The sequence below is a fragment of the Desulfobulbus oligotrophicus genome (assembly GCF_016446285.1).
Classification (GTDB): Bacteria; Desulfobacterota; Desulfobulbia; order Desulfobulbales; family Desulfobulbaceae; genus Desulfobulbus; species Desulfobulbus oligotrophicus.
Genome location: NZ_CP054140.1, coordinates 2,906,729 through 2,932,369, shown reverse-complemented (window position 1 = coordinate 2,932,369; position 25,641 = coordinate 2,906,729). Strand labels below are relative to the sequence as shown.

General features: G+C 51.6%; 19 protein-coding genes and 1 tRNA gene. 9 read left to right on the top strand and 11 right to left on the bottom strand.

Annotated elements, in window-relative coordinates; genetic code table 11:
- Window positions 1-4: 4 nt before the first annotated feature.
- The 6 genes from HP555_RS13310 to HP555_RS13285 form a co-directional block, all read right to left on the bottom strand.
- Entirely contained in the window at window positions 5-2,563 is a 2,559-nt protein-coding gene (locus HP555_RS13310) for an AAA domain-containing protein (RefSeq protein ID WP_199263056.1), read from the bottom strand.
- 294 nt (window positions 2,564-2,857) lie between these two features.
- A complete protein-coding gene (locus tag HP555_RS13305; protein ID WP_199263055.1) occupies window positions 2,858-3,202 on the bottom strand; it encodes a hypothetical protein in 345 nt (114 codons plus the stop codon).
- A 7-nt stretch (window positions 3,203-3,209) separates the two neighbouring features.
- Window positions 3,210-4,310 (bottom strand): hypothetical protein, encoded by a 1,101-nt coding sequence (locus tag HP555_RS13300; protein WP_199263054.1) that lies wholly within the window; start codon window positions 4,308-4,310, stop codon window positions 3,210-3,212.
- 522 nt (window positions 4,311-4,832) lie between these two features.
- Window positions 4,833-5,786, bottom strand: coding sequence for an ABC transporter substrate-binding protein (locus tag HP555_RS13295; protein ID WP_233249195.1), 954 nt, complete (start codon window positions 5,784-5,786; stop codon window positions 4,833-4,835).
- Between the two features lie 102 nt (window positions 5,787-5,888).
- Window positions 5,889-6,638: an ABC transporter permease gene (locus HP555_RS13290; protein WP_199263052.1), complete on the bottom strand. Its 750-nt coding sequence runs from the start codon at window positions 6,636-6,638 to the stop codon at window positions 5,889-5,891.
- Window positions 6,628-7,320 carry an ATP-binding cassette domain-containing protein gene (locus tag HP555_RS13285; protein ID WP_199263051.1) on the bottom strand — a complete coding sequence of 231 codons (693 nt, stop codon included), beginning with the start codon at window positions 7,318-7,320 and terminating at the stop codon, window positions 6,628-6,630. Before HP555_RS13285 ends, HP555_RS13290 begins: the two co-directional genes overlap by 11 nt.
- Before the next feature lie 380 nt (window positions 7,321-7,700).
- Here HP555_RS13285 and HP555_RS13280 point away from each other — a divergent pair, with 380 nt between their 5' ends.
- Window positions 7,701-8,561 (top strand): class I SAM-dependent methyltransferase, encoded by an 861-nt coding sequence (locus HP555_RS13280; protein WP_199263050.1) that lies wholly within the window; start codon window positions 7,701-7,703, stop codon window positions 8,559-8,561.
- Between the two features lie 283 nt (window positions 8,562-8,844).
- Here HP555_RS13280 and HP555_RS13275 read toward each other — a convergent pair.
- The 4 genes from HP555_RS13275 to HP555_RS13260 all read right to left on the bottom strand — a co-directional run bounded on the left by HP555_RS13275 (window position 8,845) and on the right by HP555_RS13260 (window position 12,205).
- A tRNA-Leu gene (locus tag HP555_RS13275) sits at window positions 8,845-8,931 on the bottom strand.
- A gap of 215 nt (window positions 8,932-9,146) precedes the next feature.
- Window positions 9,147-10,328 (bottom strand): pyridoxine 5'-phosphate synthase, encoded by a 1,182-nt coding sequence (locus HP555_RS14295; RefSeq protein WP_199263049.1) that lies wholly within the window; start codon window positions 10,326-10,328, stop codon window positions 9,147-9,149.
- A 4-nt stretch (window positions 10,329-10,332) separates the two neighbouring features.
- Window positions 10,333-11,355, bottom strand: coding sequence for a PhoH family protein (locus HP555_RS13265; RefSeq protein WP_199263048.1), 1,023 nt, complete (start codon window positions 11,353-11,355; stop codon window positions 10,333-10,335).
- Window positions 11,342-12,205, bottom strand: coding sequence for a thioredoxin domain-containing protein (locus HP555_RS13260; protein WP_199263047.1), 864 nt, complete (start codon window positions 12,203-12,205; stop codon window positions 11,342-11,344). Before HP555_RS13260 ends, HP555_RS13265 begins: the two co-directional genes overlap by 14 nt.
- Window positions 12,206-12,733: 528 nt before the next feature.
- Here HP555_RS13260 and HP555_RS13255 point away from each other — a divergent pair.
- The 8 genes from HP555_RS13255 (at window position 12,734) to HP555_RS13220 (ending at window position 24,368) form a co-directional block, all read left to right on the top strand.
- The gene (locus HP555_RS13255) at window positions 12,734-14,905 is read left to right on the top strand and encodes an adenosylcobalamin-dependent ribonucleoside-diphosphate reductase (protein ID WP_199264574.1); all 2,172 of its coding nucleotides are present in this window, start codon (window positions 12,734-12,736) and stop codon (window positions 14,903-14,905) included.
- Window positions 14,906-15,400: 495 nt separating this feature from the next.
- Window positions 15,401-16,027 carry a septal ring lytic transglycosylase RlpA family protein gene (locus HP555_RS13250; protein ID WP_233249193.1) on the top strand — a complete coding sequence of 209 codons (627 nt, stop codon included), beginning with the start codon at window positions 15,401-15,403 and terminating at the stop codon, window positions 16,025-16,027.
- Between the two features lie 436 nt (window positions 16,028-16,463).
- A complete protein-coding gene (locus tag HP555_RS13245) occupies window positions 16,464-16,958 on the top strand; it encodes a hypothetical protein (protein WP_199263046.1) in 495 nt (164 codons plus the stop codon).
- Window positions 16,959-17,037: 79 nt separating this feature from the next.
- Window positions 17,038-17,925 (top strand): DMT family transporter, encoded by an 888-nt coding sequence (locus HP555_RS13240; protein ID WP_199263045.1) that lies wholly within the window; start codon window positions 17,038-17,040, stop codon window positions 17,923-17,925.
- Between the two features lie 295 nt (window positions 17,926-18,220).
- Window positions 18,221-19,150: an ABC transporter ATP-binding protein gene (locus tag HP555_RS13235; RefSeq protein WP_199263044.1), complete on the top strand. Its 930-nt coding sequence runs from the start codon at window positions 18,221-18,223 to the stop codon at window positions 19,148-19,150.
- On the top strand, window positions 19,147-22,074 hold the full coding sequence (locus HP555_RS13230) for a Gldg family protein (protein ID WP_199263043.1): 2,928 nt from the start codon (window positions 19,147-19,149) through the stop codon (window positions 22,072-22,074). Before HP555_RS13235 ends, HP555_RS13230 begins: the two co-directional genes overlap by 4 nt.
- Window positions 22,075-22,076: 2 nt before the next feature.
- A complete protein-coding gene (locus HP555_RS13225; RefSeq protein WP_199263042.1) occupies window positions 22,077-23,084 on the top strand; it encodes a DUF4340 domain-containing protein in 1,008 nt (335 codons plus the stop codon).
- Between the two features lie 111 nt (window positions 23,085-23,195).
- Complete coding sequence (locus HP555_RS13220; RefSeq protein WP_199263041.1) at window positions 23,196-24,368, top strand: DUF2332 family protein; 1,173 nt, start codon at window positions 23,196-23,198, stop codon at window positions 24,366-24,368.
- Between the two features lie 149 nt (window positions 24,369-24,517).
- On the opposite strand, the gene HP555_RS13215 is transcribed toward HP555_RS13220, so the two are convergent.
- On the bottom strand, window positions 24,518-25,342 hold the full coding sequence (locus tag HP555_RS13215) for an outer membrane protein (protein ID WP_199263040.1): 825 nt from the start codon (window positions 25,340-25,342) through the stop codon (window positions 24,518-24,520).
- Between the last annotated feature and the right edge of the window lie 299 nt (window positions 25,343-25,641).

Below are 25,641 nucleotides of genomic sequence, written 5' to 3'. Positions count from 1 at the left end.
CCATTCATGGGGTGGACTGCGCCAAAACATCGTTCAATTTGGCGTAGAGTAGTTCGCGCTCGCCACTGCCATCTGTCTTGAAACGAATGAGCGGCAAGCCGTATTTTTCAAAGATCCCATTTTTCAACTTGTCCCGCTCAGCCTGACGCGAACCATCCTTGTGGAAGGCCACCCCGTCAACCTCGATCGCAAGCAAGGGGACTTTACCGAGTTTATCAAAGATAAGAAAATCGACATGAGTCAATATATTTCCAGCGTAGCGCTTTTCGTCTTCGGTGAGTTTTTCTATATCTCGAATTATCATTTTCAGAGGAACGTGCTCCGCCACACTCAGTTTCGTAAAGCGTTCATTCTCAAGCAGTTCGCAGATCATAATATACATTAAATTTTCACTGTCATATTCTGAAATTCTTCTTCGCTTCTTTAAAATTCTATTCCGCTCACTGCGATAACTGTCATATAGATAATCAAATACAGAATATGTCGAGCTATGAACGATCTCCATGTTGTTGTACTTGATATAGCGCACAAGATCGCCAATATTCGTATCATGCGCATCATCCCCTCTGTTCATCACGACAATAAGCTGTTTAACGGCACGTGAAACAGCAACATTCAGGCGGTTGGCGTTGTCTGCAAAGTCTGAAATTTTGTTGTCAACGGTTGAGAGGATTATCACATCCCTCTCGCGCCCTTGAAACTTGTCAACCGTGTCTGCCTGTATGGAAGTGTTACGAAAAGCCTCTTGCAGCGCATTGGTTTGATTGCGGTACGGCGTGACAATACCGAGTGAAATGGTGCTGTCGTCAAGGCATTGTTGGGGAATGACTTCATTTTTTATAATGTCAATTTGCCGCTGATTAACGCGTTCTCTGGCATGATTGCCCGGAGGAGTTTTGTATACGATGAGCGGCCGACGTTCAGATGTAGGCTCTGTAAGAATAATAAGCTGATTATTATAAAATTTTTGGTTGCAGAATTCTATAATTTGGGGGTGACATCTGTAATGCTCACGCAATAATGTTCGAGGCACTCGTGGGAATAACTCTGACACCGCCGCCAGCAAACTATGATTTTTGTACCGATATGCTTCAGGCAGATTAAATTCAGAAAATACTGAATCGGTGCGACGCGCCAAAGCTGAATCAACAACATTAGGGAGTTGCTTCAAATCTCCTACTACAATAATTTTTTTAGCGCATGAAAGAGCAAGTGCGCCCGTGGCAAGATCAACTTGAGAGGCTTCATCTATGATGACGTAATCGTACATTACCTTGTGGGAAAGACTACTGCGAAGAGAGTATGTGGTTGCAAGTATGACCGGGTACTCGCCAATAAAATCCTTCGGGTGTTTCCATAAATCGTTAAGGGCGAATATTGTCCTGGCGGTACGTGCATATTTCTCGGCAAGACGGCTGCGAAATAGTTTCATCGACAGGTCGGAACATTCGCTCATTTTTTCATCAAAATCAAATTCTTCAAGTTTCTTATCCAGCTGTGACATTGAACGCTCAAGTTCATCAATTTTTGCCACGTACCAACGCCTTTGACACAAGGCAACCATTACTTCAGGGGGTTCTGAATAGAATAACTTGTTTGCGACACCCCTTCGAAATCGATTCACAATTCGGGTAAACAATCCAGGAGGCCTACCACGTTCAGCATATTTTTCACATTCAAGCCATAATTCAAGTGCAATATCTGAGCTGGTCGGCCTTAGGTACCGCGATATAAATTCATCGTTGTAGGTTGCATATTCGCAAAAACGTTTATACTCAAGCTCCAGCGATCTGTTCTGCTGCCTGATCTGTGACAATTTATTCTTTTTTTCGAGCATTTTGCTCAGTGAAGCGTGTAAAGAGTGAAGAGACTGATTTATTGTGCGCTCTTCTTCCTGGGGAAGCTTCCAGCTTTTTAAATTAGGAAGCGGCTTTTGCGAGTTGATGAACTCCTGTTTATTGGCTTGATTGCCAAGATAGGCGGTTATAAAATCTATGCCGTATTTCTGTAGTTTATCCAAGACATTAGCAGTGGCCGAATTGTTGCTTGAGACAACGGCAACGCTTTCACCGCGCATGACTGCATTGGCAATAATATTCAAAACAGTCTGTGTCTTGCCCGTTCCCGGAGGCCCTTCAACTACACTAAGGGGATGCGCAAGCGCGTTTTCAACAGCCTTTTTTTGACTTGCGTTAAAATTAAACGGGTAAACGGCAAATATAGACTCTGTGACGGCAAGTTGTGGGGCATTGCCGGATAAAAAAGTGCCAAGCATACTGTCGGGATCTACGAAATCAATTTTTGCATACTGGCTCGCCAAGGTGTTTCCCACTTCGGCTACTTGCAATCCGGTGAGTTTTGCAATTCGCTTAAGGTATTCAAAACACTCTCGCGCATGATCATCTGACAAGGCTGATCTTTTGAGCTGAACATTGCTCTCATTGTAGGAGTACGTTTTACCGTTGGCGAACGTAACATCAACTAAACAGCCACGCTTGGAAACACCGAGTATATTGTCGGTTTCATCTTTCCCCTTTATGATAATGCGTGTTTTGTTTTTCACTATCCCCGCCTTGCTCCCACCAGTTTATCCGCCAGCCGCACCGTGCGCAAATATGTATACCGCACTAGCATTTGCAGCGTTTTATGCCCGGTAATGGCCTTAATTTCCATCACATACAAGTCAGTATTTTCGAAGAAGCAACTGGTGGCTTCATGGCGCAAGTCATGGAAGCGCAAGTCCTCAACCCCGGTTTTTTTCGGGTATCTTTCATGGCGTAAGTGATTTCTTCTTTATCTACGCCAAATACCAGGTAAGTGTCTTTGTGCTTGGGTAGCGACTTCAACACATTCAAGGCTACAGGGGATAGCGGCACTCGGCAACATCCTTGGAGCGGATGGCTGCCATGATCCTGTGGGCAATGGGGTGTTTTTGCAAAAACCTTGCGCGGTACCCTTCTCGTTTGGGGTGTTTCAGGCTCGGTACATATTCTTCAATATAGCGATCCAGGCACTCGTTCAGCGTATATTGCTCCGTCTCTTTGCTGGGCACAAAAAGGTTCTTGTACATATCGCTCTCGACGTCCTTAGCCCAAGCCTCGGCATCGGCTTTGGTTTCAGAAGCCTTGCATGTAGTGGGATAGCCTTTTTTACGGATACGGGCTTCCCATTGGTAGGGGCCGCGTTTACGGAGGGTTGCCATGATATACCTATAAGGAGTTAATTGTTTCAGCCCGAAATATAAAGAAACTCTCCAATTCAGCCCCTTCCCCAACAGGAGGACACCAGTCAAAATTTTCAATATGCCATTCTGACGACTCCTGCTGTTTAAGTCGAAAAGCTGGCGGAAGAAGATTACAAAACTCCCCGTAAAGACTTTGGGCTTTGTGCAGCAGTAATAGTCTGGTCTGCATGTTAAAATCTGTCAGCTTTAATAACGTATCCGGGATATAAGCGGCATTAGATGCACAGCTAAATAGCCCATAGAGTTTTTCCGGCACCGTTCCGACAGACTCAAACTCATCATCCCTTCTATTTTTATAGTCTTTATGGTCTGCCAGATGGGCAATGGAGTACCCTTTTGGACCAAAATTTTGAAAGGGTTTGCCCCTAAAAATGAATGACCAGATATGTTTTGGAGAGGAGTTGTCATCAAGTCTGAGTGCGTCTGAAATTTCCACATCTGATTGACTTAATTGCCCACGGAAGTATGCGATTTCTTTGCTGCCTGCATAACGACGAATACCGGGAAATGTACAGCTTGACCTATCCCACAGATAAAATTCAGGGTCTATCCCTCGGCTTATCAATTTTTTCCGCCACTGGAACCTGTTTAGCTCGTTATCCGCGACAACCTGCTCCACAATGTTTGGATGAAGAAAGCGGACATACGGAATAACCATTTTAGTCAATTTCAAAGTAGTTTCTGCCGTTGGTCTGTCCCAACTGGGCCATTCCCCAGTGGCTTTATTTCGTTTTTTGGGAGGGCGCGCAACTGATGGATGGACAGACATGATATCAGAGCCAGCAAATTCTTGATAAAGACGTGCAGCCGTGCGCAAAGTTGCGGTGCCGTTATAAATATCACCATCTATGGGGATTGCATGACGCGGCAACAGATGTGCCCGCTGGTCTGCCTTTGAATAAACAAGCTTGTCAATAAGAGCAGCAAGCCCGTCTTGTTGAAAAAGAGTGTCCAAGTCACCTTCAAAAGCTTCTATACGCTCACAATTGCTTACTCTGCTTCCAGCTGTACTTGCTTGCAGCCCTTTTACTTGACGCAGCCATGTTCGGAATTCTTCTTTTCGCATTTTGCGCTCCTTGCTCCAAAGGCAATGGAGCAAGTTTGGAGCAAAAAGTCAAATCTCCGGATTTTCCGAAATGGAAAATCCAGAGATTTCGTCACTATTCTTGGAGCCTGGAACGAGCATCGAACTCGTACAGCCAAAGGCCGAGGGATTTTACGTGTATTGAATTTATTTAGTGAACATTATGGGAAAATTATATTTTCCTTTTTAAAAAAATCTAATTTGTTCCATTTTTGTTCCACTGTTCTTGTAGGGTTAGTCCGAGAAGATTACCAGGTATGTGTCTGCTGACGCTTCCTTTCCAGTCGTTTCCTGACAGTCTCGGTGGCAGGAGTCCTCGCGTCTTTTTGATCCGGCAACACGTCCTTTTTTTTGCTGGTGTCGCGACAACTCCCTCCGGTTTATCCTGATATTTCCATTAAGCAATCAAAACTGAGCGGGATTGGGGGTGGGTGAGTGCCAACTCTCACATCAACAGAAGAAAAAACCGGGACAGATGAATTTTTTGTTGCAACCACAGTACACTTAGTTGGTTGTGGTACCGACAGGTTTGAGGATCTCCTTGAGATCGATTTGCTGAGGCAGCAGTTTCTGCTTAAACATTATTTGCTGGGTCTGTGCCCAGGCGTCTTTGTCAATTGTGCCGATGGCTTGAGAGGGCTGCGGCTGGACCAGTTCTCGTGTGATCTTCAGTTGCTCTTTCTGAATTGGAGGAGGTGTATCGGGATCGTATTTCTGCAGGATTGCAAGGACCTCGTTTTCATTTTTCGGATCAAGCGCCTGTTGCCATCCGGAAAGCAGGGCCTCCAGGAAACGCCGCACCAAGTCCGGCTTCTCCGTCAGGGTACGTGAATGGGTTACCACGGAATTGGCCACAAATTTCACCCCAAAGTCTGCGGGATTGAAAAAGGTAATTTGTTCTCCCACTTTGTTGAGTTGTGCGGTGATGATAGGGCCCTGGGCGTTCCGATAGACCGGCCAGAGTTGAATCTTGCGTCGATAAAACGGTGTGTAATCATAGCGAACGCTGAACAGCTTTATATCCGATTCACCGAGTCCCGCTTCGGCCAGCAAAGTCCGCATAATAGTTTCGTCGTTCCCTCCGAACGTCACCCCGATGTCCTTTCCCTTTAAGTCGGCCGGGCTATTGATCTTCATGTTTTCCGGACGGTACATCCATTGCAGTGGATTAACCTGGAACAGCTGGGCGATTACCACCACCGGTGAACCTTTGACGCGGGCTCTCAGTACCTGGTCGGCGGAAGCTACCCCGAAATCAGCGTGTCCCAATTCAAGCTCCCGGATGGCATCTCTTTCCGGTCCACCTGGTTTGATCTCAACATCAAGCCCTGCCTTTTCGAACAGATGGCCGGCTTCTGCGTACAAGTCACCAACAACACTGGCGTTGCGGAGCCATTTGAGGCGGTACCTGACTGTATCACTCGCGCTCGCAGTATTCGTGACAAGCAGGGTCGTCATCAACAGCAGCAAAACAGCCTGGATGCATCTTTGAGCTGTATTCTTCATCTTCGCTTTATTGAAATTGTAAGCCTGATTTCTCGTTTTTTGTCGAAGGAGATTTTATTTTCCTGCCCAGGTTCGCCTGACCGTTGCTCCCAGTAATTCCAGCAATGCCTGGTACACGGCGATGGTGATGCCGATAAAAAAAAGGGCAATCAGAATTTTACCCAGATCACTCTGATAAAGGGCGATGCGAATGCTGTATCCTATGCCTGCCTCGGCGGCAATGAATTCTCCGACAATAGTTCCCGCCATTGCCAGCGTGGCACTGCCTGCGATAACCGTGGTTAATTGCGTTAGATTTTCAAAGGTCCGGATCTTGACCTCGAGTTGCCAGCGCATGCGGCCGGTAACCCGGTAGAAATGTTCGATATCGTCAATCGGCTTCGACATGATCCCTAATATAGAGAGAAGAACCGGAAAATAACAGATCATCGCGGCGATCAGCAGCCGGGTGATAAAACCATCGCCTAGTAAAATGAAAAGGATCGGCGCAAGCGCTACAATTGGATACGCTTGGATATTATAGGCCGCGACCTTGATGAACGAGCCGAGCCAGGTGGACTGACGACCCATTATACCGATAACGAAGGCCATTATAACGGACAGTATCTGGCCGATTATTGCTATCGTCATGGTGTTGATCGTGGCGAAACTGTACTGGCGGTACTCTGCGATCAGCGTGTGCAGCATGGCAGATGGTGCGGGAATGACGTAGTCCGAAAGATGCAGGCTGTATTTCAAGATGATCAGGCCGCTGATGAAGAGAAAATAGATAATTAAAAACTGGAAAACACGTTTAGGCAGCATTCATGATCTCCAGCAGGGTGGCATCCAGAGCTGTGGGCGAGAGGATTTCTTTTTTACCGATATTACAGCCGTGGATCATAACGGTTTGCTGAGCTGTACCGCTGCTGCGAAAAACGAGGATCGAATCGCAGAATTTGGCGACCTCCATGACATTATGGGAAATATAGATGAAATAGCGTTCAGGGAACATTTCTTTGATGGCCAGAATAATCTTCTCTCGGGTGCGTTCATCGACATTGGCCAGGCTTTCGTCCATGACCAGCAGATCGCAGTCCTGCAGTAGATAACGTATCAGGTTGACACGGTTTTGTTGGCCCATGGACAATTGGTCAAAACGGGATTTGATGCAGTCGGACAAACCGAAAATCTCCACCAGCTTGTCTTTTTCGGCAGACATTGACGATGATATGACCCGCGATAAATGATGGCCGACGTTTGACCAGCCAGGAAGCTGTTCTTTGTTGTAGGAGTAGAGGAGATGTTTAAGTCCCTCAGTTGCCACCCGGCCGGAATAACCGCCAATGTCACCAGTTATGATTTTTGCCAGCGAGGTTTTTCCCGCTCCAGAAGGGCCAAAGAAAGAATGGAATCCTGGTGTGGACAGGTCAAACGATATACCGGTGAGGGTCGGATGTTCTGCTGCAGGATATGTGAACGAAATATTATCGCAGATGATGGACATACTGTGACCTTGCTGACCAACGACCACGCAGCCGCCAAATGCTTTTTCTTGTTTACAGGCATGTTGCATCAAATCGTCGGTACATTATGCGGTTAGCCCGCAATTGGCTGAGGTTCTTTTCCAGGGCTTTCTCCAGTCTTTCAGAACTCGAAGAATAACAGGAGGATAGAAAAACTATTAGCTTTTAAGCCGTAAAGCTTCAAGGATCATTTTTATTTTTTTGGCCAAGGTCGCCGGCGCAAAGCCCGGATATCGACCCACAGTAGTAACCGGCTCATACCGGCCCAGGCGGCTCGTTCCGGGGTGCTGCTGCTGTAGATGCTCCAGGTGTGCAGTAACCGGTCTTCACCCTTTTTTAACACATTGCTTGAGGTGCTCAGATGCCTGAAAATACCGCTGAATTTTTTGCTGCCCGCTGGCAGGAAGCAATCCATGAATCGTCCCGGCAAAAGCGTCGTTTGCAGGAGAAAGATCCTGTTGTCCGATGGAACAAGAGGGCTGCTGACTTTGCCGAACGTACTGGTCAACGTCAAAATTGTGACCAGCGGGACGATATCATTGCATGGCTCAAGAAAACCGGTGCCCTTTCGGCCGCCATGGAGGTTTTGGATATCGGCTCAGGTCCTGGCAACTGGGCTGTGCCGATGGCTGCCGAATGCAGCCGACTCGTTGCCCTGGAACCCGCTGGTGCTATGTTGGAAATCCTTGGTAATCGTGTCAGGGAGGGTCAGATTGAAAACATCACCTGCCACCAGTCGACCTGGCAGGATGTGGACCTTGATGCCCTGGGCTGGCGTGGTCGTTTTGACTTGGTTTTTGCCTCGATGACTCCGGGAATTGATAGTCCGGAGATGCTCTGCAAGATGATGAATGCCTGCAAGCCGGAAACGGGTTTCTGCTTCATGGCAGCCTTTGCCGGTCGCAGTTGGCGGCAATGGTACGGCGATGTTTGGCGTAAACTCTTTGCTGAGGAGATGATCGGCCACGGTACGGATATCATCTACCCCTTCAATCTGATCTATGCCCTTGGCTACCGTCCCGAACTTCGCTTTGAGCACTGGAGCAGGCCGATTTCCTGGAGCAGAGATAAGGCGATGGAGGATTTCACGCCCATGACGGATTCGGTACGGATCATGATTGCCGAATACATCGATACCCGTTTGCAGGAAGGTCTATTTCTGGACAATCGTGATGGCTGTCGCGGGATGATGCTATGGTCGCTGGGGCGGAAGGCAGTATAAACTGTTGACCGAACATATGACCACTGTAATGAATCCTAACCATTGTTGATGTTATCCAATGTCGGGAGAATTGATCTGGTCAACAACTTTCAGTGTGTGTTCGTCGAGAAGATGGGCGGAGTGTAATGTTATCTGCCAGGGAAGGTATCCAGAGCCGAAGTATTGCTGACACAATGTTTTGGTATCAGCACCGGCCATGCGTATCAGGTCGGACCTCTGATGCGAAGAGAAAAAGAAAAGGGCCGGTCTCTTCAACTATAAAGAGGCCGGCCCTTATATTTTTTGGTGCCCGGAACGAGAATCGAACTCGTACAGCCAAAGGCCGAGGGATTTTAAGTCCCTTGCGTCTACCAGATTCCGCCATCCGGGCCAAGTGGTGTTGTATACTCTCCTCGTTCTGCTTTGTCAAACGGCATTTGCTTTAAGGCGCTGCATTTACAACAGCTTAGGCCGCGTTGTAACGGCGCGATTGGATTGCCGGGCAGTATAAACAGATAACCCATCAGATATATTCAAGCGGCTGGCTCATTGCCGGCAACAGTCGTATGGAGAGACAGAATCGGCACCAGCCCGCCTTGAGCACGGTTAAACCGAGCGGACAATGGTCAGCATCTCCCGCACCGCATTTTCAAGACCAACAAGCACTGCCCGACTGATGACAGCGTGACCGATGCTCAGCTCGTCGATAAAGGGCAGGGCGGCAATGGGATGCACGTTGCGGTAATCGAGGCCGTGACCGGCATTGATCTTCAGTCCCAGTTCGTAGGCCAGTTCCGAGACCTGTTCGATGAGGGTGTACTGCTGTTCCTGTTCCTCCATGGTGCGGGCCTCGCAGTAGTTCCCGGTGTGCAGTTCAACATAGGTGGCGCCGACATCAAGGGCTGCCTGGGCCTGCGTTGCATCCGGGTCAATGAAGATCGATACCGGAATCCCTGCTGCCTGCATACGGGCAATGGTCTTGGCGATGTTTTTGGCATGAGCCGGCACATCAAGCCCGCCCTCTGTTGTCAGTTCCTCGCGTTTCTCCGGCACCAGGGTGATCATATCCGGCTTCACCTCCAGGGCGAGGTCAATGATTTCCGGGGTGTTGGCCATCTCCAGGTTCAGGCGGGTCTTGACGGTCTGTCGCAGGAGACGGACATCCCGATCCAGGATATGCCGTCGATCTTCCCGCAGATGAACGACTATACCGTCGGCACCGGCCAGTTCACACAGCGAGGCCGCCAGCACCGGATCCGGTTCCACTCCGCCGCGTGCCTGACGGATGGTGGCCACATGATCGACATTAATAGCGAGAAAAGGCATGGGAGAACTCCTTGTTGTCTGAATTTGCTGAAAAAGTTGTTGTTCGTAATGTTGCATATGCTCGGCTTCGCTTTCCGATCGTTCATGATCGTAACCGATGAGATGCAGCATGCCGTGGACAATCAGTTCGGTCAGGCGATGATGGAGACCGGACTTCTGTTCCATGGCCTCGCGACGGGCGGTGTCAACTGCTATTAAGATATCCCCCAGCTCGTCCTCTGGATAAAGAAAGCCGTCGCGGTTATCAGTGTCCACCGGAAAGGAGAGGACATTGGTCGGGCCCTGTTTATTGCGGTACTGAAGGTTGTAGGCCGCCATTTCGTGGTCATCGATAAAAACAACACTGACAGTGGCAGTGGTGCGTCCAAGCAGGTACAACAGGCTGTCGCAGCGTTGCTGAAGCAGACGGCGGTTGAGTCGGTGCTGATCAGTGCCCCGGGAGTACCGGCAGTGAACTGGCATCTTCTCAACTCTCTTTGGCAGAGCGGGATGAATGCGTTTGGTCCCGCTGGTCGTAGGCCTGGATGATTTCCTGGACCAGGGGGTGCCGGACCACATCGGCCTTGGAGAAGTGCCGGAAGGCGATTCCCTTGATATCGGTGAGGATCTTTTCAGCCTGGATCAGCCCGGACTGCTGCGATCCGGACAGATCGATCTGGGTGATGTCTCCGGTTATCACGGCTTGCGAGTCAAAACCGATACGGGTGAGAAACATCTTCATCTGTTCCCGGGTCGTGTTCTGGGCCTCGTCAAGAATGATAAAGGCGTTGTTTAAGGTGCGGCCACGCATGAAGGCCAGAGGCGCCACCTCGATCATGCCGCGCTCAATCAGCTCCTGGGTGCGATCCTGGCCCATCATATCGTTGATGGCATCGGTGAGCGGCCGGAGGTAGGGATCAACTTTCTGTGCCATGTCGCCAGGCAGAAAGCCCAGTTTTTCTCCGGCCTCCACAGCAGGGCGGGTCAGGATTATTTTAGCCACCTGTTCCTTGAGCAGAGCTGATACAGCCATGGCCACGGCCAGATAGGTTTTGCCGGTTCCAGCCGGGCCGATGCCGAAGACAATGTCGTTGTTGCGAATCGCCTCAATATAGAGTTTCTGGTTGACCGACTTCGGTGAAATAACCCGTTTACGAGCGGTGATGCATACCTTATCAAGGAATATTTCTTCCAGCCTGATATGGGGTGAAGATTCCAGAATCTTGACACCAAAGGCAATATCCTGACCGAAGACCGGATACCCCTTGAGCAGGAGACCATACATCTGCTCCAGGGTGGAGGCAGCCAGTTCCACAGCATGGGCCGGGCCGGTGATCTTCACACCGTTGCCCCTTGCATGTATCTTGACGCCTGTGGCCTGTTCAATAATGAGCAGGTTCCGGTTGAGGTCGCCAAAGAGTTGCTGCACTGTCTGGTTGTCGGTAAATGCAAGGTCCTGCGAGATCTCTGCATGAAGAGCTGCAGAGTGTTTTGTCTTACTTGGTCGCACTGGCTTCCAACGCCTCGGCAACCATCTTCTGCAGGTTCGGCAGGGAGCGATCACGCACCGGACGGCCGTTTATGAACAACGAGGGCGTAGCTGTGACCTCGGCTGCCTGGGCATCGCTCTTGTCTTTGGCAAGTTGCTCCACTGTCTGCGGGCTGCTCATGGCAACCCGGTACTGTTCCATGTTGAGGCCGATCCGCAGGGCGGTTTCGTCAACAGTGTTGCGGTTCCAAGTAGTATTTTGGAAGAGGGCGTCATGCATTTCCCAGAATTTTCCCTGTTGCTGCGCAGCGATTGCTGCCAGTGCTGCTGTTTCAGCCTGCGGGTGCATGGGCAGAGGAAGGTGTTTGAAAACAATACGCAGTGTCTCTTGATTTTGTGCCAGCAGTTCTGCCAGCACCGGCTCGAGTTTGCTGCACCATGGACATTCAAAGTCTGAAAACACGACCAGCGTGACCGGTGCGTCGGCTGCGCCGCGTATCGGGGCTCCGCTGATATCGATATTCTGTTTGAAGCTGACATCAATGGCTGTGTAGGTGTTGGTTTTGTTGTTCACCAGGTAGAGCATTTCGCCGCGGGGAGCGATATCAATGGCAGCGACGTTCGGGTCAACAGGAATAACACCCAACCGTTTACCGTCCGAGGTGAAGATGTAGACCTTGGCATTGGTCCCCAGAATAAAAACCTTCTTGTTGTCCAGTGACTGGACGATGGCACGGGATTTTACCGGAATCGGCCAGGATGTCTGAACCGACCAGTACAGGTCACCGTCACTATTGATTTTGTCGAGATCCTGCGCCAGGGAGGTGAACGGTAGCAGGAGGGTGATGCAGAGTAAAAATGACTTCAACATGGGCAGATAATGTCCTCTAACAGGCAATGGTTGTGGGCATGTACAAACAGAACGAAAGACTCGGCTGCGTGTACAGTTGACTGCGTACGGAAGAAAGCCGCAATATACTGATGGTGTCGGGAATCCGCAAGCAGCAAGAAGCATCAAAATCCTGACAAAAGATGCTGCATGTATTGTTTTGCTGTCGTGGAGCCGGCTGGATGCCGGCTGGATGCAGAGAGAATCCGGTATGAAAGCACATTCTGTTTTTGGGGTGTAGTACCGGGTTTGAAGACGAACTCTTTGAAAACGCGCACTTTTTAAAAAACACTTCATATGGTGCTCTTTGCTCTTGAATGGCGCTATATGTTGTGATAATGTGCTCTCGCTTTAGAGGTTCAGGCGGCCTGTTGCAGGCCCATCGCTGCATGGTGAAAAAGGACTTTGCAGGCAGATTTTATGCGCAAACAGGAGCGACTGTCAACCCTGGTTGATCCTCAGCGGGCAAGGAGAGGAATACACAAGATGAATGCACAAAAAGAGGCCGTAATGACCAGAAGCATACCGAGACAGCAGTTGACGGATACCGCAGAAACTGTGCTGGAGCGACGATATTATCTCAAAGATGTGACAGGTACGCCTCTTGAGAACTGGGAGACCCTTTGTCATCGCGTTGCCAATGCCGTGGCCCGGGTTGACAGTGATCAACCGGATTATGAAGAGCTGGCAGACCGGTTTTTTTCCATGATCTATCATCTCGACTTTTTACCGAATTCGCCGTGTCTGATGAATGCCGGTACTGATCTTGGTCAGTTGTCCGCCTGTTTTGTCCTGCCGGTGGATGATTCGATGGATGGTATTTTCACTTCGATTCGTCATGGCGCCCTGGTCCATAAGACCGGCGGCGGCACCGGTTATTCTTTTTCTCGCCTGCGACCGAAAAATTCTGCTGTTCGTTCCACCCAGGGGGTTGCCTCCGGGCCTTTGAGTTTTGCCGCCGTGTTTGATGCAGCAACGGAAACCATCAAGCAGGGCGGCAAACGACGTGGTGCCAATATGGGAGTGCTCCGGGTCGATCATCCTGATATCATGGAGTTTATCGTCGCCAAGCAGGATCAGACCCGTTACACCAACTTCAACTTCAGTGTGGCCATCACGGATCTGTTCATGCATGCGGTCAGGGAGGATCTGGCCTGCGACCTGATCGATCCCTCCAGTAACAAGGTTATTGATACCCTGCGCGCCCGGGAAGTCTTTGACAAGATCGTTGATCTGGCCTGGCATAACGGTGAACCGGGCGTGCTCTTTATTGATGCGGCCAACCGCGACAACACCACACCCCAGCTCGGCGAATTTGAAGCCACCAACCCCTGTGGAGAGCAGTGGCTCCTGCCCTACGAGTCCTGCAACCTGGGTTCGATCAACTTAGCCCAGTATGTCAGAAATAGTGAGGTTGACTGGGAACGGCTGGGGGCCACAACCCGGTTGGCGGTTCGTTTTCTTGACAACGTTATTGACTGCAACCGTTTTCCTATTCCGGAAATTGCGGAGATGACCCAGAAAACCCGCAAGGTCGGTCTCGGCATCATGGGGTTGCACGACATGCTTATCCAGCTTGAACTGCCGTATGGCAGCGAGGATGGCCGGGCGATGGCTGCCCAGGTGATGTCTTTTATCCGCCAGGAGGCAGAGACGGCCTCAATTGAACTGGCAGCCCTGAAGGGCCCGTTTCCGGCGTACGATCCCACGATCAACATGTATCCGGCCAGACGTAACGCTGCTCTGACGTCGATTCAACCTACAGGCACGGTGTCGATGATTGCCGATTGCGCATCAGGATGCGAGCCCTATTTCTCCATTGTGATGATCAAGAACGTTATGGACGGCGATCGGCTCCTGATGGTCAACAAACTGTTTGAGCAGGTTGCTCGGGCTGAGGGCTTTTATTCTCCGGGACTGATGGAAAAGGTGGCAACCAGCGGCACTGTCATCGGTCATGCTGAGATACCTGAGCGCTGGCAGGAGATCTTTCGCACTGCTCAGGATATCAGCCCTGAACAGCATATCCAGATGCAGGGGAGGCTGCAGCAGAACGGCGTTGACTCGTCGATCTCTAAAACCATTAACCTGCCTGCCTCAGCAACACAAGACGATGTCCGTGCCGCCTATATGCTCGGCTTCGAGCTGGGCTGCAAGGGGTTGACCGTGTACCGTGACGGCTCCCGTGACCATCAGGTGCTCAACACCGTTGCGGGCAGTGACGACAAGACCGCGGTTGCCTCCACGCAGGGGCTTGTCCGCAAGGCCACTTTGCCCGATGTACTCAGTGCCAAACGCTATCGTCTTAAAGACATCAACCAGGAAACCATTTATCTGATTGTCTGCTTTGATGAAGATGAAAAACCCATGGAGGTCTTTGCCAAGTTTCCCTTCGACAATCGGGTGGATCTCAAGGATAAGTCAACCATGTGGACCACAACCTGCCGGTTGGTCTCGCTGGCCCTGAGATACCAGATTCCCATGGACGAGATCATCAAGCAATTGGATCGTTCTTCCGGGCATCTGCTTGATCTTCCGGCCCAGCTCGGCAAACTGCTTAAATCCTTTATGGCAGCGACCCAGCATGGGTTTGCCTCGGTGTGTCCTGAGTGCCGGGGGAAGTTGCTCTTTGAGGAAGGGTGTGAGGTGTGTCGGGATTGCGGGTATTCGAAATGCTCGTAATGGTGTGAGTTTCTCTGCTTGTTCAGCCTGCCTGATGCTGCCGGGCATTTGCAGAAAAGGGGCTGCTTAAAGAAAACCTGACTGTGATGGTAAGGCTGTTGAAAACAATGGTGCCGACAAGTGCCGACAACAGTGCTGTTTATGTCAGAACCGGCCCTGTTCTCTGCGGCTTTGCTGCGGAAGTATCTCTTTTGTACGTGTCCTGTGTGATGCGGCGTCTGGTTTCTGGTCAACTGTGGTGCATGGATGTACCACGGTTGATGAGAGAGTGAAGGGAGGTGGTGGATATGGCTGCAGTCGCATACCGGCCAACACCTTGTCTCGTTTTTTTTCTCTTCTGCCGCTGTTTCTTTGGACGTTGTTTGTCCCAACAGTGGTTTTTTGTGGGCAGGAAGGAGAAAAGATGCAGAGTTTCAGTAGGATAGGTTTCGTTTTTTTATCTCGATCTCTTTACGATAAGTGAACGCTGCGGATGCGGGAAAAGGAAATTTTTTTTTGTTTTATTTCAGAAAGTTAGGTTTTGATGCTGAGGTAAAAAAAACAGTTTGTCTTGCAATATATCGAATTTCTGTTATTTTGCACCGTCTTGAAAGAGAAAAGCCATTTTTGACTTCAACTGGAGAGAATTATATGGTGAAAGCTACCAAGCTTATTTTGTTAATGTTTGTCGGCTTGGCGATGATCGAATTTTCCGCAGGACAACCACTGAATGCCGTTGCATCTGCTGCTCAACGAGACAAAGTAACATATGCTGCTGCACACAAAAACGCGCCTCGGGCCAAACTGGCAAAATCCACTAAACGCTCCCGAAAAACCTCCTCAATGAAGGGTATCGCTGCTATCTATGCCGATAAATTTCATGGGCGAAAAACCAGCAGTGGTCAGCGGTTCAGTCAGCATGCCATGACTGCAGCGCATAAAACGCTGCCATTCGGTACCACTGTTCGAGTGACTAATCTCCGCAATAACAAAACCGTGGATGTTGTTGTGAATGATCGCGGGCCATGGTGTCGCGGCCGTGTCATAGATCTCTCCACAGCAGCTGCCGGCAAGATCGGCATGCTGAGAGCCGGTCTTGCGCATGTTAAACTGGAAATCGTCAGTTCCACCTCCTCCACTTGAGCGCAGCAGATCTTACGCTGTACCACGCCCTTGTTGACCGTGTAGATACGGCCGGCTGAATTGTGGAGTTCACTGCTCAGAAAGAGCAGATATCTCACGGGTCGGACCTGGTTTTGCCCCTCTGTTTACAGATCATTTTTTTCTTTCTGCCAAGTCTCCTGTATCAGCGGGATCGCACAGAGGTTGTATGCGCACGGGCATTACTGGTAGGAATGAAACCCTGTTGGCTGTACTTTGTGGTTTTAGCGGAAACGTTGGCTGATGCATGTATTGGCTTCGGTGTTTTCATGACACAGCAGGGCTACAAGGCAAGAAGACTGATGATCAGGGCGTAGAGGGATGACGGAGTGCAAACGCTGTCTCCGGCCGACAGCAGAGGAGATGTGCTGCTCACAGGATCTGCTGCAAGCCCGATGATCTTCAACAGGAGGTTTGCATGCGACAGTTTTGGGTGCATCATGGCGGCATAGCGCTGGCACTGGTCTTCATGCTGGGGTGTGTATCGCATCAGCCCGGCGGGTTGTGGGAGATTGATATGGGCGTTCGGCAACTGGTTGAAACCGGGACTGTGCTTCCAGACCACCGTTACTATTATCTTGGTTCGATCACGGCTCCGGATACGATCATTGCCATCAGTGATCAGTATACGCTTCGCAGCAGAGTCTGGGCCGAGATCGAGTTGAGTGAATCCAGATTGAACGGCTGGCTGCAGTGGTGGCGCACTGAGCATTACGGACCGGGCTGCGAGTTTCGTGGCGGCCTGATCCTCACTCCTGATGGTCGGCAGGCCGGTATCTGGTATTCCCGCAACATCGTCAACATTGTCCGCATGCCCGAGCCGGGCGTGCTGGAGATCTACCAGCCCCGTACCATCACCGGTTCCACCTGTGAACAGGAACATGACAATGGTCTGTGGGGTGGCTGGTTCTGAAGCAGACAACCTGTCTGGTCACTTTGGTCAGCTTTCAACCATTTGTCATGTAAAATCCCCAACACACAGTCCGAGCTGTATGCCGTATTTCCTGCTCATCCTCACCGCTCTGTTCTGGGCAGGTAACTTTGTACTCAGCCGCGGCATGCATGCAGCCATCCCACCGCTGGCTCTGTCGTTCTGGCGCTGGGCTGTTGCCCTGCTTCTCTTGCTGATCATTACCCGGCAGCACCTCAGAGCGCAATGGCCGATGTTTCGTCTTCACTGCCGCTATATCGTGGTGCAGGGTCTGCTCGGTGTGTTTGGCTTCACCACTCTGCTCTACTTTGCCATGCAGTATACCACGGTGATCAATGCAGGTTTGGTTAACTCCTGCACGCCGGTACTGATTGTTCTGTTCTCCCGGCTGCTGTATCGGGAAACTGTACAGCCGCGGCAATGGTGCGGTGTACTGCTTTCTTTGGCAGGTGTGTTGTGGACCATGGCTAAAGGTGAGCTGACCGCGCTTTGGCAGGTGTCGCTGAACCAGGGTGATCTGTTGATCCTGACCGCAGCCGTGATCTGGGCGCTTTACTCCGCACGTCTTAAACGCTATCCCCATGGACTGCACCCCCTCGCGTATCTGACATTTATCAGCATTATCGGCCTGCTGGCCATCTTTCCCTTTTACCTGGCAGAGATACAGGCCGGATACCGTGTTGCGATAAACCCGGCAACAGTACTTACCATCGGGTATGTGGCGCTCTTTGCCTCTGTGGTGGCCTTTATCTTCTGGAATGCAGCGGTTCGGGCCATAGGTCCGGCAAAGGCCAGTCCCTTTGTCCACCTTATGCCTGTATTCAGTGCTGTCCTGGCGGTCTTGTTTCTCGACGAACCGTTGACCAGATACCATGCGCAAGGAGCTGCTCTCATCTTTTCAGGCATCTTCATGACCACTTTTCATGGCAGACGGGGAAGAACGCTTTAAGTGCGGCAACAGACCAGAGCGCTACAGTCGGCCTGTACAGATACTGTCGTGTCCGGGTTGACAAGTTGCATGTCTGCTTTATGATATGCGCCCAAATCAGAAGAAACGGTGGATCTTTTCTCCGGGTATACCTCTGCTTGTATACCACGCGGAATATACGTTCACCTGCTCTCAGTCCAGTGGAAGGGCAGTCCATCTTTGCTGTGTCCCTCATCGTTTGAACAGCGGGTTGCTGCCCGGAATAAGCAGCTCTCTCTGAGCACTGTCTCTACAGACACACACCTGGAGTTTTCGTATGATTCATGTTGCCCACTTGACCAGAAGTTACGGCTCTCTGAAGGCTGTGGACGATATTTCCTTTACGATCGATTCCGGCGAAATTGTCGGCTTACTTGGCCACAACGGAGCCGGTAAAACAACGGTCATGAAGATGTTGACAGGTTTTCTCGAGCCGACCGGCGGTACTATCCGGATCCAGCAGATGGATATGGAGACAGATCGCCGGGCAATCCAGGCGCAGATCGGTTATCTGCCCGAAAACTGTCCGGTGTATCCAGAGATGACGGTCGTGGGCTACCTTGCCTATCATGCTGTTTTGCATGGTGTGCCGACCAAGAAAATGGGTACCCTGGTACAGGAGACTCTGGAACGTACCGGGCTGATTGACAAGGCAGATCAGACCATCGGAACCCTGTCGCGGGGGTATCGGCAACGGGTCGGTGTGGCTCAGGCCATCTTCCATCAACCCAGGATTCTGATCCTTGATGAGCCCACCAACGGCCTCGACCCGACCCAGATTCAACACATGCGCCACCTGCTCCGTGAACTTTCCGTTGATGCGACCCTGATCATCTCCACCCACATTCTTCAGGAGGTACAGGCGGTGTGCGACCGGGTGATCATCATGCAGCATGGCCGCAAGGCGCTGGATGCCAGGATCGAAGAACTGAGCAAGGCACAACGACTGCTGGTGACTGTTGATCGGATGGAGGCTGAGAGCGTGCTGACCGGGTTGGAAGGTGTGCGGACAGTTGAGCCGGTGGTCCGGGAACCCGGACGACTGTGCTGGGCAGTTGTCGGGGACAGACCAATGGATGAGATGGCGCCGGCTGTTGCCGCGGCTATTGTTGCCAAGGGCTGGCCCCTGCTGGGGCTTGAGCCTGAATCGCGGAGCCTGGAGAAGATATTTAGTGATATCAACATGAGGAGCGGGGAAGAACAATGAACATCCTGCATGCGGTTGCACGCCGGGAGTTGTCGGTGTTTTTCGCCACCCCGGCAGCCTTTATTTTCTTTGGTGCCTTTCTTGGCACCACCCTGTTTATCTTTTTCTGGGTTGAAACATTTTTCAGTCGTAATATCGCCGATGTCCGGCCCATGTTCGAATGGATGCCCCTGCTGCTGATTTTTCTGTCAGCTGCCATTACCATGCGGGTATGGTCGGAAGAGCAACGTTCCGGAACCTTGGAGCCGCTGCTCACGGCACCGGTGCATCCGGCAATTCTGGTCAGCGGTAAGTTTATTGCCTGTCTTGGCCTGGTGACCATCGGTCTGCTGCTGACACTGCCCTTGCCCGTTACAGTCAGTCTTCTTGGACAGTTGGACTGGGGGCCGGTTTTCGGCGGCTACCTGGCCAGTCTCTGTCTGGCAGGAGCCTACATTGCCATCGGGCTGTTTGTCAGCGCCCAATTCAGCAGTCAGATCGTCAGTCTGATTGTCACCACCCTGGCCTGTATGACACTTTACCTGCTGGGATCTGATACCCTGACGGTCTTTTTCGGCAATCAGGGTGGTGAGATTCTCAAGTTGTTTGGTGCCGGGTCCCGATTTTCTGCCATCACCAGAGGGGTCGTCGACCTCCGTGATCTGGTGTACTGCCTGAGTCTGATCGGTATTTTTTTATCCCTCAACGTCTTCAGCCTTGAACGTCAACGCTGGGCCGGCAATCCAGGAAATGCCAATCACCGCCGGTGGCTGGTGGTGACAGGTGTACTGATGGCCAACTTTTGTATGCTCAATCTCTGGCTGGCCCCGCTCGGTCACCTCAGGGTTGATTTGACAGAGGGGCGTATCTATTCGATTTCACCGACAACCCGTTCTTATCTGAGTCGGCTGCAGGAACCGCTTCTGATCCGTGGCTATTTTTCCGCCCAGACGCACCCGCTCCTGGCCCCGTTACAGCCGCAGCTGCGCGATCTGCTTCGGGAGTATGAGGTGGCCGGTCAGGGGCGCGTCAAAGTCGAGTTTGTCGATCCACAGGAAAAGCCGGAAATGGAGCAGGAGGCCGGTGAGAAGTACGGTATTCGTCCAATTCCGTTTCAGACCGCCTCCCGTTATCAGGCCGCCGTGACCAACTCTTACTTTGATGTGCTCGTCAAGTACGGCAACGAGTATGTCACCCTGGGTTTTCAGGAGCTGATCGAGGTGAAAAGCGAAGGCGACACCAAAATTGAGGTGGAGTTGCGCAATCCTGAGCACGATATCACCCGGGCGATCAAAAAGGTTCTGTACAGTTACCAGGGCGGTGGTGATCTTTTTGCTGCAATCAACGATCAGGTTGTTTTTCATGGATACATTTCGCCGGCAGCAAAGCTGCCGGAGCCGTTGATCGAGTTGAAAGGCGATCTTGAGGCGGTCCTGAATGATCTGAAAGAACAGAGTGGAGATAAGTTTGCCGTCAGTTTTGCTGATCCGGATGCTGATGACGGGAAACTGGCCGCACAACTGACCAGACAGTTCGGCATGCAGCCGATGATGACTGATCTGCTTTCAGCCCAGCCCTTCTGGTTTTATATGACCCTGGAAAACAGGGGCCGGCAGATACAGGTCGTCCTGCCTTCCCAATTGGACAGGGTTGCTCTGAAGACCGCCATTGAGGCCGGGTTGAAGCGTTTTTCCAGGGGTATGCTGAAAACCGTTGCCCTGTATACACCATCCCCTGATCCGGCAATGGCCCAGATGGGGATGTTGGATCAGGGCAATACCTTTCAGTTGCTGCAGCAGTTTATAGAGCAGGATCACCGGATTTTACCCGTTGATCTGAGCACCGGCCAGGTGGATGCAGAGGCCGATATCCTTGTGATCGTTGCTCCGGAGCGGCTGGAGAAGAAGCAGATCTTTGCTATTGATCAGTTTCTGATGCAGGGTGGGACAGTGGTACTGGCAACCTCGCCCTTTGCTGTCAGTCTTCAGGGGCGGATCAGCGCGGTTGATACAAAGAGCGGTCTTGCGGATTGGCTGGCCGGTTACGGCATTAGCATGACCCCGACACTGGTGCTGGATTCCCAGAATGCCGCCTTCCCCGTTCCGGTTGAGCGGCAGGCCGGGGCGTACAGTATCCGCGAAACCCACCTGTTCAATTATCCCTACTTCATCGATATCCGTAACAACGGCATGAACCGTTCCAGTGGTCTGTTGACCGGCATTGATCAGGTATCCATGACCTGGGCGTCGCCGATCACCGTGGATGCTGAAAAAAATAAGAACCGTCAGGTGATCCGGCTGTTGGAAAGTTCCCAGGAGTCATGGCTTTCCGACTCGTTGGACATCCAACCGGATTTTGAGCGTTTCGGTCAGACAGGTTTTGCCCAGGGTGAATCAGCTGGTCATCAGTTACTGGCAGTGGTGCTGGAGGGAACCTTTGATTCCTGGTTTAAGGGGAAACCATCTCCTTTGCTTGAAGAGGCACGACGTCAGCAGGCGGAAAAAGAAAAGGGTGCATTGGAAAAAAAGACGGCCGACCTGGAGGGCACACTGGTACAGGAGGTGAAAACACCGGACGTGATCGGGCGGGTTGTGGAGCACTCGCCTGATGCGGCGCGGATCATTGTCCTGGCATCCAATAGTTTTCTGGCGGATACCAGTCTGGAGTTGGCATCAGGGGCAGGTGGCACCCGGTATCTCAACCCGCTACAGCTGATGGCCAATGCGGTTGACTGGTCTCTGGAAGATCGCGATCTGCTCAGCATACGGGGGCGTGGTCATTTTGCCCGCACTTTACTGCCGATCAGCAGAGAGGGGCGGATGTTCTGGGAATATCTGAACTATGGAATGGCAGCCCTTGGTCTGCTCATGGTCTGGGGAGTATGGCGATTTGTTCAGGCCAGGGCGCGCCGACGTGAGGCACTGTTGACAGCCGGGAGATCGTAACCATGAAACAACTGATTATTATCGGTACGCTGCTGCTGCTGGTGCAGACCGGATTAATGGTGGCAACGCATACTCTTCGCAACACCGATACAGGCCGACCTGCCGGAGGGCCATTCCTGCACCTGAAAGCAGCCGATGTGACGGAAATGGTCCTTGAAGACCGGGACGGGCGTAGATTGCTCCTGAAGAAAGAGCATGAGACATGGTTGTTGCCGGAAAAGGATTCGTTTCCCGCGGATAGCGGGCGAGTTCAGGAGTTTCTTGAGCAGATAGCCGGCCTGCAGCGGGGGTGGCCTGAGGCTGCGACTGCTGAAGCGGTCAATCGTTTCAAGGTCGCAACAGATCAGTTTGAATGGAAGCTGACCTTGCGGCAGGGTGAAAAAGTCTTGGGTATTGTGTATTTCGGCTCTTCCGCCGGACTGCGCAAAAGGTATATCCGTGCTGATGGTGACAACGAAATCCAGACCTTTACCGCCGGCCGGTATGAGCTGGAGACAGCGGCTGACAACTGGATAGATACCGGTATCTTACAACTCAAGCCGGAGCAGGTGGTACGGGTGGATCTGCCCGGCCTTCATTTAGAGCGTGGTCCGGACGGACTTCAGCCTGCTGATCTTAGCAAAGAGGAGGAGATCATCAGGGATCGGCGGGATCAGGTGGTCAGACAGCTGACCGGTCTTCGTGTCGCCGGACTGCTGGGAACGGTGGAAAAGCCGGAATACGGCCTGGGCAGGCCGGTACTCAGTTACAGCGTAGAGCTCGACGACAAGACCACTATCAACTACGTGGTCGGCAGGGAAGAGGACCTTTCTCAATCTGCAGACGAAGATGGGGCAGCACCAGCTGATGATGAGAGCTTTGTGCTCAAGGTCTCCAACCAGGCACAACTGTTTCACATCGATGCCTGGCAGATACATGAGATAAAAAATATCACCCGGGCATCACTGGTACGTGCGAAGGAGCATAAACAACCGACAACCGACGGGAGTGCACATCAAGTTGAGCAGTAAAGGCAGGTGATCAGGTCAGTTGTTGATCGGTGGTGGTTGTGCCGCTGAGCCAGGGGGGTGAGCAGTCGTACTTTTTCGCAACGACCATTGTTTCTGATGGAGTAGTTCACCATGGATGATGTCCAGGGTCGATTGGCCCATCGATTCCACCGGCAACGCGATTTTGCCGCCGGGTACTCACCGCTGTATGCCCGGTTGTTTGGTATTCTCGCCGATTGGCTGGCTGAGGAAGAGAGTGAAGACCCGTTAATTGAGTGGCTGGTACGGGCGGCATCCCAGCGGTCCACCTTTGATGTTACCCTGCTGCTGCCGGCTGGACTGCATCGGGACATCTTGGCAGGGCGTCGTGAGGTGGCGGCGCTGGCACAATACTTTCCAACGGTCGGCGGGGCGCGATCCTGCCGGGACGAGGAGATTGGATCCTGTCTTTACCAGGCACTGGCAGCCAGACAGGAGGCATTGACCGCGTTTATGCGCACAGCCCGGGTGCAGACCAATGAAACCGCCCGTGGTCTGTGTTGGCTGCTGCCGGTCTGTTATCCGGGATGGCGGGCGATACATCTGGTCGAACTCGGTGCCGGTGCCGGGCTTAACCTGGCGGCTGATCAGCGCCACTATCGTCTGGTATATAATGCTTCTGGAACTACGGAATGTATTGATCTGGGAGGAGCTGTTCCAGCACAGTTTTCCGTGTGCAGTGAAGGCACATTCCTGCTGCCGCAGACAACGGTCTGCCCGCAGATCCGCACACGGATCGGTGCTGATATTGCCCCTGTATTGCTCCGGGAACGGTCAGACGAACTGTACTTATCGTCCTTTGTCTGGGGTGATCAACCGGAACGGTTGAAGCAACTGTATCAAGGAGTTACGGCAATACAGAGCATTCGTAAATCCGGTGTGCCTGTTCCGCTCCACCGTGTGGACTTGCCTGATCAGCTGCCGCTCTTCTTAGAGGAGCAGATCAGCCCTTTAACCGATGCGCCGGTCGTGGTGTTCAACACCTACCTGACCACCTATCTGCATGATAAGGGGGATTGGCTGCATCATCACCTGCATACCTGGGCAACCGGCTATCCGCAACCCGTACTCTGGCTGCAGTGGGAACCTGTACGACAGGGGGCAAAACCACCAGCTGCCGGTTGGGTTGCCTGGACCGCTGATCTTTGGAATCAGGGGCACCACCATCACTGGCATCTGGCCTGGACCCATCCCCACGGCAATCGTATCCAGTGGTTACCGGATTGGCGCACCTGGACAAAGTACTGGCAGATGGACAGCAGGTGAGAACGCCCTTGGCGGCATTGGGTTTGTGCCAAATCCGATTTGCTTGATCTGTGGGGGATGAAAAGCCTGAACAGCAGCAGGAAAGATAAAAAAAATCCCCGACCGAAAATCGGCCGGGGATCTGTACAGATGCGTTGTCTCTGCTGAAATTAGAACTTGAAGCGTACAGAGGCAACAACGTTGTGACCGTTGATGCTGTCAGCGATGTCGGTGTCAGCAACGCCCAGGTACTCGTAACCCAAGTCTGCAGCGATCTCATCGGTGAAGTTGTAGGTTACACCAGCACCTGCCTTGTAGGCAAAGACGTTGTCACTGGCGCCGCCATCCATCGACCCGATTGGCAAACCATCGGCACCAAAGGCGGTTATAGTTGCGTCTACGTCATATTTGGCAAAACCAACACCAGCCATGGCGTAAACAGAGAAGGCGTCAAAGACCGGCAGTTCATAGTAGCCGTTGATCATAACAGTGGTGATGTCAATCTCACCATCGGTGAGCTGGCGAGAACCATCGGCATCAGCGAAGAAGACCGGATTGTCGTCAATATCACTGACCTGCTTGGCAAGCTCAATCTCAGCGCGGAACTTGCCGGGTGCATTGTACATGGCAAACTCGCGGCCAAAGGCAATGGCACCGCCGAAACCGACTTCACTGTCAGCGTCAAACTGTGGGAAACCATTGCCAGCCATTTTCTGATTGACCCAGGCAGCACGAATACCGAGACGGGCATACCAGTAGTCATCAAAGGCTCTTTCCAGATCAGTAATCCGGCTCTCATGGTTCTGCAGCTGCTTGCCATGGGCACTCAACAGCTCATCCTGCTGTGCCTGGGAAGAGTTCAGGTCATCGATCTGCTGCTGGCATTCATCCGGGCATCCGGGGGCTGTGTACTGCTTGCTCGGGCCACCGGCCAGAACATTACCTGCAGTCAGAACGAATGCGGAAACGGCCATTACGCTCAATACTTTTTTCATATCCTTTCTCCTTTTAATCATACTATGTTTATCTGGGCGTTATTGCCTGTAAACTCTAGGTTGCTGATGCGGTTATTCCGCATCATTTGCCCACACTATAACAAAGGAAATTGAGGATGGCAATACCTGCAACACAAAAAATACAAAAATTTGAACAGATTTTTATCAACTGTTATATAATTTATTGATTTTTAATGATTTATCACGAAAGTAAAAAAAATGGGTCTGCATTTTAAAGACCCTGTTACCCTGTGTTTTTGTTATTTTCAGCCGGTATTGTCACCTGATCGTATCTGATT

Excerpts from the sequence above, each read along its gene's own strand:
- HP555_RS13280 (WP_199263050.1), top strand. The coding sequence starts at position 7,701 with ATGCCTGAAAATACCGCTGAATTTTTTGCTGCCCGCTGGCAGGAAGCA.
- HP555_RS13260 (WP_199263047.1), bottom strand. The coding sequence starts at position 12,205 with ATGTTGAAGTCATTTTTACTCTGCATCACCCTCCTGCTACCGTTCACC.
- HP555_RS13235 (WP_199263044.1), top strand. The coding sequence starts at position 18,221 with ATGATTCATGTTGCCCACTTGACCAGAAGTTACGGCTCTCTGAAGGCT.
- HP555_RS13290 (WP_199263052.1), bottom strand. The coding sequence starts at position 6,638 with ATGCTGCCTAAACGTGTTTTCCAGTTTTTAATTATCTATTTTCTCTTC.
- HP555_RS13245 (WP_199263046.1), top strand. The coding sequence starts at position 16,464 with ATGCGACAGTTTTGGGTGCATCATGGCGGCATAGCGCTGGCACTGGTC.
- HP555_RS13255 (WP_199264574.1), top strand. The coding sequence starts at position 12,734 with ATGACCAGAAGCATACCGAGACAGCAGTTGACGGATACCGCAGAAACT.
- HP555_RS13230 (WP_199263043.1), top strand. The coding sequence starts at position 19,147 with ATGAACATCCTGCATGCGGTTGCACGCCGGGAGTTGTCGGTGTTTTTC.
- HP555_RS13215 (WP_199263040.1), bottom strand. The coding sequence starts at position 25,342 with ATGAAAAAAGTATTGAGCGTAATGGCCGTTTCCGCATTCGTTCTGACT.
- HP555_RS13285 (WP_199263051.1), bottom strand. The coding sequence starts at position 7,320 with ATGTCCATCATCTGCGATAATATTTCGTTCACATATCCTGCAGCAGAA.
- HP555_RS13225 (WP_199263042.1), top strand. The coding sequence starts at position 22,077 with ATGAAACAACTGATTATTATCGGTACGCTGCTGCTGCTGGTGCAGACC.
- HP555_RS13300 (WP_199263054.1), bottom strand. The coding sequence starts at position 4,310 with ATGCGAAAAGAAGAATTCCGAACATGGCTGCGTCAAGTAAAAGGGCTG.
- HP555_RS13220 (WP_199263041.1), top strand. The coding sequence starts at position 23,196 with ATGGATGATGTCCAGGGTCGATTGGCCCATCGATTCCACCGGCAACGC.
- HP555_RS13305 (WP_199263055.1), bottom strand. The coding sequence starts at position 3,202 with ATGGCAACCCTCCGTAAACGCGGCCCCTACCAATGGGAAGCCCGTATC.
- HP555_RS13295 (WP_233249195.1), bottom strand. The coding sequence starts at position 5,786 with ATGACGACCCTGCTTGTCACGAATACTGCGAGCGCGAGTGATACAGTC.
- HP555_RS13240 (WP_199263045.1), top strand. The coding sequence starts at position 17,038 with ATGCCGTATTTCCTGCTCATCCTCACCGCTCTGTTCTGGGCAGGTAAC.
- HP555_RS14295 (WP_199263049.1), bottom strand. The coding sequence starts at position 10,328 with ATGCCAGTTCACTGCCGGTACTCCCGGGGCACTGATCAGCACCGACTC.